Source organism: Streptomyces sp. NPDC059398 (assembly GCF_042751845.1).
Taxonomy (GTDB): Bacteria; Actinomycetota; Actinomycetes; order Streptomycetales; family Streptomycetaceae; genus Streptomyces.
This window is the reverse complement of sequence record NZ_JBHYWP010000166.1, coordinates 1-9,077: the sequence shown is the minus strand read 5'-3', so window position 1 is coordinate 9,077 and position 9,077 is coordinate 1. Positions and strand designations below refer to the sequence as shown.

Sequence of the window (9,077 nt, the reverse complement as noted above, 5' to 3'; positions counted from 1 at the left end):
GTGGGAACCCCCGCCGGCGGCTGCGGGCGCCGGCGCACCGCGGTCTTCAGTACACCGCCGTTTTCAGTGCACCACCGTCGTGCGCACGTCCGCCTCCCCGGCGCCGGCGTCGGCGCGCACGAAGTGCTGCGGTACGAGTGCCGAGAGGAACTCCGTCCTGCGGCGGAGCCCGAACCCCAGGGACTCGTACAGCCGGACGGCGTTGGTGTTGGACTCCGCGGCGTGCAGGAAAGGCGTGTCGCCACGCTCCCTGATCTCGTGGGCGACGGCGCGGATCAGCCGGGTGCCGAGGCCCTGACCGCGCTGGGGCGGGTCCGTGCAGACCGCGCTGATCTCGCTCCAGCCCGGCGGCCGCATCCGTTCACCCGCCATCGCGACGAGCCTGCCCTCGCGGCGGATGCCGAGGTAGCTGCCGAGTTCGACCGTGCGCGGCAGGAAGGGGCCAGGACGGGTCCGTTCGACCAGGTCCAGCATCTCGGGTACATCGTCAGCTCCCAGCCGTACGGCCTCCGGATCGGGGGCGGCGGCCACGCCGTCGTCGACGAGCTGGACACCCGGCGCGTGGAAGACGATTTCCCAGTCGGTGGGCGGCGGCTCGCTGAACGCGGTGAGCGTGACGGCCCCGCCGGGCCCCGCGAGCGCGGCGGCGTCCGCCCAGTCGGCCGCTTCGGGCGCCTCGGGTGTGACGAACCAGGGCGCCACGTCGGACGGGTAGCACAGGACGCGGCCCCGTGAGCGCGCGAAGGGGGCGTGTGGTCCGGTCAGCGCGGTGCGGACCGGGTCGTCCAGGGGATGGGCGGCGCCGGCCGGCCGCGGGACGCTCACGGAGCCACCTCGATCACGATCTTGCCCCGGATGTGCCCGCCCTCCACCGCGCGCAGGGCTTCGGCCGCCTGCTCCAGCGGGTAGGTCCGGGTGACGCAGGCCCGCAGGGCGCCGTCCACGGCGAGGCGCGCCACGGCGTCGAGTACGGCCGCGTTGCGGGCGCGTACGACCGCAGCGCCGCCCAACTCCACCACCAGCTCCTTGCCGCCCGCGCTGATGAGGTTCGCCCGGTCGTCGACCAGCGCGGCCACCTCCTTGAGGGCCGCACCGCCGACAAGGTCGAAGACGGCGTCGACGCCGTCCGCGGCGGCTGCCCGTACCCGGTCCACCACGCCCGGCCCTGAGGGGACGTGCACAGCGCCGAGCGCCTCCACGAACTCCTTCTTCTCCGCACTCGCGGTACCGATGACCTTGACACCGCGGTGCCGTGCGATCTGGACCGCGGCCACCCCCACACCGCCACCCGCGCCGTTGACCAGCAGCGTCGAGCCGGGCGCCGGGTCGAGCTGCTGCATCCCGTCGTACGCGGTGGCTCCCGCGACCGGCAGGGCAGCCGCTTCGGTGAACGGCAGCGCCGCGGGCTTGTGCGCCGTGACGGCGACGGGCATCAGGGTGTACTCGGCGTAGCCGCCGGTCACCGGGTTACCGAAGACGGCCTGGCCCGGTTCGAACCCCTGCACTCCGGGGCCTGTCGCCACCACCGTCCCCGCGGCCTCGCTGCCGAAGACCTCGGGGAACGACGGCTCCGCGCTGCCGGGCCTGCGGTATCCCGTCCGGAGTTTCCAGTCCACCGGGTTCACTCCGGCCGCCCGGACGGCGACGAGCAGCTCTCCCGGACCGGGAACCGGCCTCTCCAGCTCGGCCAGGGCCTCCACCTCGGGGCCGCCGCTGCGGGTGAATACGTACGCCTTGGGCATGAACTCCCTCACTCCGGATCAGGGCACCGGCCCTGCGCACGGCCGGTGGTTCCTCCAGCGAGAAGTCCATTCCGGCTGCGCCTATTCCCGTCTGCCCGCACCCGTTCCAGGAGCTACCGGGACACCGGTCCGACAGCCGTACGCGAGGCCGCCAACGGCACGGTGACGCGGCCCCACGGCGACGCCCCCGGTCTCACACCTCGCGCCACCGGGCGTTCGCCAGGGAGAACGCGCCGAAGGCGGCGAGTCCGACCGCCACCAGCACCAGCAGCCACGGCCCGGCCGGAGTGCCGGTGAACGAGCGCAGGGTGTCGTCCATCCCCTTGGCCCGGCCGGCCTGGTGGTGGACGGCCGCGACGACGGCGAACCCGCCCGCGGCAGCGAAGATGATGCCGCGCGAAGCCCCGCCGAACATCCCGACGGTGTCCACGGCCCGCCGGGTGTTCCTCGACATCGCGGCCATCTTGAGGTGCTTGCGGTACTTGCGCATGACCGCGCGGGCGGCGATCCACAGTCCGGCGCCGGCCACCGCGATCCCCGCGGCACCGACGATCCACTGCCCTCCCGGCCAGCCCAGCGCTGTCGCCGTGACGTCCTGGGACCTCTTGTCCGTCGATCCGCTGCCGCTCCCCCGGTCACCGGCCGCGTAGGACAGCACTCCGTACGAGACGAAGCCGTAGAAGACACAGCGCCCCGCGGCCATGGCCCGTTTGCCGGGCTTGGTGCCATCCGGCCCCGCCTGGCCGAACAGCGCCTCGGACAGCCGCCAGAGGGCCATCCCGGCCAGTGCGATCCCCAGGACCCAGAGGAGTACGTGTCCGAACGGCCGGTGTGCGATCTCGGCGATGGCCCCGCCGCGGTCGGCCTGCGCTCCCCCGCCGTCGGAGAACGCGATCCGCACGGCCAGCACCCCGACCAGGATGTAGATCACGCCCCGTGCGGCGAATCCCGCCCGCGCTCCTGCCGCAACCGCCGTGCTGTCCGCCGCCCGTTTCGCCTGTCTGTGACCGCGCGCTGATGCAGTACCGATGTCCATGCCGTACCGGTTGCCCCGTGGCGGCCCGCCGAAGCCTGGCCTCCGCGCTGCGGGGCTGTGCGGGGCGCGGCAGACTGCGGAGTGTGCCGGCCGATGATTTTCCGCCGCGACCGGGGTCTCCCTCCTGACAGCCCAGCTCACGAAGGCGGACCGATGACCGGCTTGCAGACACTTCTCACGACGTACGTCGACGCGGGTACCGTGCCCGGCGCGGTGGCCCTGGTGGGCGGCCGCGACCGGGCCGAGTTCGCGGTGGCCGGCTCCTCGGACACCGGGGGCTCGGCGCCGATGGACCGGGACTCGGTCTTCCGTATCGCCTCGATCACCAAGCCCGTCACCGCCGCGGCCGTGATGATGCTGGTCGACGAGGGCCGGATCGCGCTCGACGAGCCGGTCGCCCGGCAGTGGCTGCCGGAACTGGCTTCGCCCTCGGTCGTACGCAGGCCGGACAGCCCGGTGGACGATGTCGTGCCCGCTGCCCGCGCCATCACCGTGCGGGATCTGCTCACCTTCCGGGCGGGATACGGATTCCCGTCGGACTTCTCGCTGCCCGCGGTCGGGCTGCTCTTCAGCGAGTTGCGGCAGGGCCCGCCGCAGTCCGAAGCGGTCCCGGCGCCGGACGAGTGGATGGCGGCGCTCTCCCGGATCCCTCTGCTGCACCAGCCGGGGGACGGCTGGCTCTACAACACCTGCTCGGACATTCTGGGGGTGCTGATCGCCAGGGTCTCCGGCAGCTCGCTCCCCGGCTTCCTGGCCGAGCGCATCTTCGAACCGCTCGGTATGACCGACACCGGATTCGCGATCCCCGCCGCCGAACGCCACCGGCTCACCGGCCTCTACCGGCCCACGCCCGGCGGCCTCGAACCGGTCGCCTCGGCCGACGGGGCGTGGGGCGGCCTTCCCGCGTTCCCCGCCGGCGCCGGCGGGCGGTTCTCGCCCCGCCCCCCCCCCCCCGCCCGCGCCCGCGCGCGGGGGGGGGGCGCCCCCCCCCTCCCCGGCCCCCCCCCCGGCGCCGGAGGGCTGTTCTCGACCGCCGGTGACTGGCTGGCGTTCGCCCGGATGCTGCTCGCTGAAGGGGCCTCGGGCGGGCGGCAGTTGCTGTCGCCCGATTCGGTGCGTCTGATGACCGCGAATCATCTGACGCCGGAACAGCGCGCGTCAGGCACCCTCTTCCTGGAGGGCCAGGGGTGGGGCTTCGGCGGATCGGTCGACGTCACGGACGCCGATCCGTGGAACGTGCCCGGCCGCTACGGCTGGATCGGCGGTACCGGTACGGCGGCGCACATCGTCCCGGCCACCGGCACGGTGACCATCCTGCTCAGCCAGGTGGAGATGACCGGGCCGACGCCGCCCCCGCTGATGCGCGACTTCTGGCGGTACGCGGCCGGTGCCTGAGCGGGCCGCACCGGGACACGGACGGGCCGGTTCCGAGAAGCGGCGCCCGAGGGGTCAGCGCTCGCTGTCGAGCTGCGCGAACTGGGCCGGAGCGTAGCGCTCGCCGGCGACGGCGGAGGCGGGCACAGCCTCTTCGATCGCGGCCACGTCATCATCGGTGAGGACCAGTTCGGCCCCGCCGAGCCCTTCGGCCAGCCGCTGCGGGGTCCTGGCGCCGACCAGCGCGACCATGTCGCCGTGCTCACGGCCCTGGGCGAGCACCCAGGCGATCGCCAGTTGCGCCACGGTGGCACCCCGGGCGTCGGCGACCTTGCGCAGTGCGTCGCCCAGCGCGAGGTCGGCGTCGACGTTGTCCGCGTGGAAGCGCGGCAGATGCGAACGGGGGTCGGCGCCCTGTGGGTTCCAGTGGCCGGAGAGCAGCCCGTGCGAGAGCACTCCGTACGCCGTGATCCCGACGCCCAGTTCGCGGCAGGTGTCGAGGATGCCGGACTCGATGCCCCGGCTGAACAGTGAGTACTCGATCTGCAGATCGGTGATCGGATGCACGGCGTGCGCCCGGCGGATGGTCTCCGAACCGACCTCGGAGAGTCCGATGCCGCGCACATGGCCGGCCTCCACCATCTCGGCGATGGCTCCGACGGTGTCCTCGACCGGGACCTCCGGGTCGAGCCGGGCCGGGCGGTAGATGTCCACATGGTCGGTGCCGAGCCGCTGGAGTCCCGACGCATACGCGAACGGGGTCCCCGCGCGGCCGGACGGCCGGGCGAGGATCCCGTCAGCAATGCGGGCAGGCTACTTCTTGAAGCCGTAGTCCATCAGCTTCTTGGCGTCCGCGGTGCGGTTCGCCTCCGATGTGGACGCGAGGACGGTACCGATGACGGTCTTGCTACCCCGGGTGGCGGCGAAGACCAGGCAGTACTTGGCCTCCGGGCCCGACCCGGTCTTCAGGCCGATGGTGCCCGAGTAGCTGCTGAGCAGCTTGTTGGTGTTGGTCCACGACATGTAGCGGTAGCCACCGCTCTTCGTCGTGACCTTCTGCTTGGTCGACTTGGTCTTCACGACCGTGCGGAAGGTGGAGTACTTCATCGCGTTGCTGGCGAGCTTCGTCAGGTCACGCGGGGTCGAGTAGTTGGCACCACTCCCAATGCCGTCGAACGAGTCGAAGTGGGTGTTCTTGAGGCCGAGCGTCTTGGCGGTGGAGTTCATCTTCCCGATGAACGACTTCACCCGCGCGGCCCGGGTGGAACCGGTGCCGAACTTGTCGGCCAGCGCGTACGCCGCGTCACAGCCGGACGGCAGCATCAGGCCGTACAGCAACTGCCGGACCGTGACCTTGTCACCGACGATCAGCCGGGCCGACGACGCGTTCTTGGAGACGATGTAGTCGCTGTACGCCTTCTGGACCGTGACCTTCGAATCCAGGTTGAGGTTCTTCTGCGCGAGCACCACCCGGATCGTCATGATCTTGGTGGTGGAACCGGTGGAACGGCGGGTGTCCGCGGCCTTGGTGAAGAGCGTCTTCGCCGTGCCGTTGTTCATCACGAAGCCGCCCTTGGCGACGATCGTGGGCGCCTTGGGTGCGGCGGCCTGGGCCGAGGCGCCGAATGCCCCGGCCGTCGATACAGCTCCCGCGGTCACGACGACCACAGACATACGACGAATGCCCTGAATACCGATTTTCAAGATGAATACTCCAAATGCCGCTTCATCGCGGCCTCATGAGAGTGCCGCTCGCACATGAGACGAACGAGAGAGCCCGATGGATGCGGCGCGACCCGGGATTTTTCCGGGCACCGCGCGCCTGCGGTCTGCCATGCTGACGTCGTGCCGTACGGACCGAGCAGCCCCGAACCCATCACGGCAGACCCGCCCCGCGAGGAGCCCCGGCCGCTGCTCACCCAGTCCTGGCTGGATCTGGCCTTTCTGCACTGGGCGGCCGACCCGGCGGACGTGGCACCGCTGCTGCCGCCCGGCACCTTCCCCGACCTCCTCGACGGGGTGACGTACGTGGGGCTCGTCGCCTTCCGTATGCACCGGATCGGCTGGCTCGGGCTGCCCGGAGTGCCGTATCTGGGCACCTTCCCGGAGACCAACGTGCGTCTGTACTCCGTGGACGGCCGGGGGCGGCGCGGCGTGGTGTTCCGCTCGCTCGACGCCGCCCGCCTGATCCCGGTGACCGTGGGGCGTACGGTCTTCCGGCTCCCCTACGCATGGTCCCGGATGACCGTGGACCGCGAGGGTGACCACCTCACGTACACGAGCCGCAGACGCCGGCCGGGGCCTCGGGGCGCGTACAGCAGGATCGGGATCCGGGTCGGGGAGCGCGTACGGGAGCCCAGCGAGCTGGAGCATTTCGTGACCGCCCGGTGGGGGCTGCACACGAGTCTGCTCGGCCGTCCGCTGTATCTGCCGAACACCCACCCCCGCTGGCCGCTGTACCGGGCGGAGCTGACCGGGTGCGCCGAGAACCTCGTCGCGGCGGCCGGGCTCCCGGCCCCGGTGGGCGAGCCGGTCAGCGTGCTCCACTCCCCCGGCGTCCCGGTGCGCTTCGGACGGCCTCGGCGCGCCGACTGACACACCCGCCCGTGTTACCTCTGCACTGACCTGCCCGTTCGCCATTAATAATGGCCAGCATTAGAATAGCTGGCATGGCAAGGACATCAGGGCCCGGAACCCGGGAGAAACTGATCCGCGCGGCCGAGGAGATCTTCGCCGCCCAGGGCGTCGACGGTGCACAGCTGCGCGACATCATCCGGCTGGCAGGACAGAGCAATCCATCCGCCGTGCAGTATCACTTCGGCTCACGCGCCGGTCTGCTCGACACCGTGATGGCCGGACGGCAGCGGCGCACCGAAGCCGTCCTGACGGAGCTGCTCGGCGACGGCGGACAGGATCTGCACGGACTGCTCACCGCGCTCGTCGCGGCCGAGGCGACCGAGCTGCGCACCGAGCGCGGCCAGCGCTGTCTGCAGGTCTCCGCGCAGCTCAGCCATGAGAGCGGGGTCCGCACCCGCACCCCGCATCCGACGATCGAGGGCACCGTCTACTGGCAGCTCATCGGCCGGCTCGATGCCTGCCTGGAGGCGCTTCCCGAGCCGGTTCGGCTGGAGCGCGTGGATCTGGCCCTGACGCTGGTCGGCGCCGCGATGGCGGACCGCGCCCGTCAGTACCTCACCGGCGCGGAGCCTCTCACCGGCGAGCGGCTGTTCCTCGCCGATCTCGTCTCGATGACGGCCGCCCTGCTGACGGCCCCCGTACCGCATGAAGCTCCGGACGGAGCGGATGCCCGAGCAGAACGAAGGACTGAATCATGAACGATCTCACCGGAAAGACGGTCATCATCACCGGCGGCGCCCGTGGACTGGGCGCCGAGGCGGCCCGCCAGGCGGTCGACGCCGGGGCCCGGGTGGTGATCACCGACGTCCTCGACGAGGAGGGCGCGGCCACTGCGGCCGAACTGGGCACGGCGGCACGCTTCCTGCACCACGATGTCACGTCCGAGGAGGACTGGACGCGGGTCGTCGCGTTCGCCACCGCCGAGTTCGGCGAGGTGCACGGGCTGGTCAACAACGCGGGCATATCGGCCGGCGCGTATCTGGAGACCACATCGGTGGAGAGCTTCCGCCGGGTGCTCGACATCAACCTCACCGGCGTCTTCATCGGGATGAAGTCCGTCATCCCCGCGATGAGGGAGAGCGGCGGCGGCTCGATCGTCAACATCTCGTCGGCCGCTGGGCTGATGGGCCTGGCGCTCACCGGCGGGTACGGCGCGTCCAAGTGGGGCGTACGCGGACTGACGAAGATCGGTGCGGTGGAGCTGGGCACCGAGCGGATCCGGGTCAACTCCGTGCACCCCGGGATGACATACACCCCGATGACCGCCTCGGTCGGCATCGAGAAGGGTGAGGGGAACTACCCGAACACCCCGATGGGCCGGGTCGGCGAGCCGCCGGAGATCGCGGGCGCCGTGGTGTTCCTGCTCTCCGACGCCGCCTCGTACGTCACCGGGGCCGAGCTGGCCGTGGACGGCGGCTGGACCACGGGACCGACCGTCAAGTACGTCATGGGCCAGTGAGCCGGTGACGGCATGAGCCGCTGTCCCGCCGGAGGAGACCCTGACGCCCGCCGGCGGGGCAGCCCGGCCGCGGTCCACCGCGGCAACCTCCCGGTGCTCCGCCTCCCGGTGCTCCGCGCGGAAGGCATCGTCCACTCTGCCGGGGATCTCTGCAAACCGGGAGCCGATGACGACAGATTCAGCCAACTCTGTTTCACCATCTGATTGTTCACGATTCACTATCGGCCAATTCTGGCCGTTCCTCGTCGCGTGTATCGGCCCGGGATCGCCCCGGGTCCAAGATGTACCCGTGGTGGGAAACCTTCCCGTCGTCGCGACCAGTTTTGTCGGCAGGACCGGCCAGCTGCGCCGTGCGGCACGGGCACTCGAAAAGCACCGGCTGGTCACTCTCACGGGCGGCGGCGGGGTCGGCAAGAGCCGGCTGGCGTTGCGCGCTGCCGAGGAGGCCGGCGACGGGTACGCCGACGGGGTGTGGTGGGCCGACCTGTCGCACCTCTGCGACGAACGGCTCCTGATCGGCACGGTCTCCGACGCCGTCGGCCTCCTCGACCACGATCTGGCCCGCCCGGTGGAAGCGCTCTGCGAACGGCTGGCCGACCGCAATCTGCTGCTGGTCCTCGACTGCTGTGAGCGGATCCTCGCGGCGTGCGGCGATCTCGTGGGCGCGCTGCTGCGCGCGGCTCCGGGACTGTCCGTGCTCGCGACCAGCAGGGAGCCGCTCGGTGTACCGGGCGAGTACCTCCTCGACGTGCCGCCGCTCGCCGGCGTCCGCCACGGCGGCGATGGCCAGCGGGTCTTGCGCCGGGGCCGCCCCCCCGCGCCGCGCCCC

The 9,077-nt window shown here is 71.6% G+C and carries 8 protein-coding genes and 2 pseudogenes; 5 read left to right on the top strand and 5 right to left on the bottom strand.

What is annotated here, in order from left to right; genetic code table 11:
- Positions 1–63: 63 nt before the first annotated feature.
- The 3 genes from ACFXBC_RS34180 to ACFXBC_RS34170 form a co-directional block, all read right to left on the bottom strand.
- Positions 64–825 carry a GNAT family N-acetyltransferase gene (locus tag ACFXBC_RS34180; protein WP_385033695.1) on the bottom strand — a complete coding sequence of 254 codons (762 nt, stop codon included), beginning with the start codon at positions 823–825 and terminating at the stop codon, positions 64–66.
- Positions 822–1,742: an NADP-dependent oxidoreductase gene (locus tag ACFXBC_RS34175; RefSeq protein ID WP_385033692.1), complete on the bottom strand. Its 921-nt coding sequence runs from the start codon at positions 1,740–1,742 to the stop codon at positions 822–824. The genes ACFXBC_RS34180 and ACFXBC_RS34175 overlap by 4 nt, the downstream gene beginning before the upstream one ends.
- 193 nt (positions 1,743–1,935) lie before the next feature.
- Positions 1,936–2,778: a DUF1206 domain-containing protein gene (locus ACFXBC_RS34170; RefSeq protein WP_385033689.1), complete on the bottom strand. Its 843-nt coding sequence runs from the start codon at positions 2,776–2,778 to the stop codon at positions 1,936–1,938.
- Between the two features lie 153 nt (positions 2,779–2,931).
- On the opposite strand from ACFXBC_RS34170, the gene ACFXBC_RS34165 reads away from it, so the two are divergent.
- Positions 2,932–4,173, top strand: a complete 1,242-nt coding sequence (locus ACFXBC_RS34165; RefSeq protein WP_385033686.1) for a serine hydrolase domain-containing protein — start codon at positions 2,932–2,934, stop codon at positions 4,171–4,173.
- A 54-nt stretch (positions 4,174–4,227) separates the two neighbouring features.
- Here ACFXBC_RS34165 and ACFXBC_RS34160 read toward each other — a convergent pair.
- Positions 4,228–4,953 (bottom strand): annotated as a pseudogene (locus ACFXBC_RS34160) (aldo/keto reductase); the annotation flags it as partial.
- Positions 4,954–4,965: 12 nt separating this feature from the next.
- Positions 4,966–5,826, bottom strand: a complete 861-nt coding sequence (locus ACFXBC_RS34155; protein ID WP_385033683.1) for a D-alanyl-D-alanine carboxypeptidase family protein — start codon at positions 5,824–5,826, stop codon at positions 4,966–4,968.
- Between the two features lie 171 nt (positions 5,827–5,997).
- Between ACFXBC_RS34155 and ACFXBC_RS34150 the strand changes: the two genes are divergently transcribed.
- The 4 genes and pseudogenes from ACFXBC_RS34150 to ACFXBC_RS34135 form a co-directional block, all read left to right on the top strand.
- Positions 5,998–6,747: a YqjF family protein gene (locus tag ACFXBC_RS34150; RefSeq protein ID WP_385033681.1), complete on the top strand. Its 750-nt coding sequence runs from the start codon at positions 5,998–6,000 to the stop codon at positions 6,745–6,747.
- A 74-nt stretch (positions 6,748–6,821) separates the two neighbouring features.
- Positions 6,822–7,487, top strand: coding sequence for a TetR/AcrR family transcriptional regulator (locus tag ACFXBC_RS34145; RefSeq protein WP_385033678.1), 666 nt, complete (start codon positions 6,822–6,824; stop codon positions 7,485–7,487).
- The gene (locus tag ACFXBC_RS34140; protein WP_385033675.1) at positions 7,484–8,248 is read left to right on the top strand and encodes an SDR family oxidoreductase; all 765 of its coding nucleotides are present in this window, start codon (positions 7,484–7,486) and stop codon (positions 8,246–8,248) included. Before ACFXBC_RS34145 ends, ACFXBC_RS34140 begins: the two co-directional genes overlap by 4 nt.
- A gap of 292 nt (positions 8,249–8,540) precedes the next feature.
- Positions 8,541–9,077 (top strand): annotated as a pseudogene (locus ACFXBC_RS34135) (regulator); the annotation flags it as partial.

Excerpts from the sequence above, each read along its gene's own strand:
- ACFXBC_RS34175 (WP_385033692.1), bottom strand. The coding sequence starts at position 1,742 with ATGCCCAAGGCGTACGTATTCACCCGCAGCGGCGGCCCCGAGGTGGAG.
- ACFXBC_RS34170 (WP_385033689.1), bottom strand. The coding sequence starts at position 2,778 with ATGGACATCGGTACTGCATCAGCGCGCGGTCACAGACAGGCGAAACGG.
- ACFXBC_RS34165 (WP_385033686.1), top strand. The coding sequence starts at position 2,932 with ATGACCGGCTTGCAGACACTTCTCACGACGTACGTCGACGCGGGTACC.
- ACFXBC_RS34155 (WP_385033683.1), bottom strand. The coding sequence starts at position 5,826 with ATGTCTGTGGTCGTCGTGACCGCGGGAGCTGTATCGACGGCCGGGGCA.
- ACFXBC_RS34145 (WP_385033678.1), top strand. The coding sequence starts at position 6,822 with ATGGCAAGGACATCAGGGCCCGGAACCCGGGAGAAACTGATCCGCGCG.
- ACFXBC_RS34140 (WP_385033675.1), top strand. The coding sequence starts at position 7,484 with ATGAACGATCTCACCGGAAAGACGGTCATCATCACCGGCGGCGCCCGT.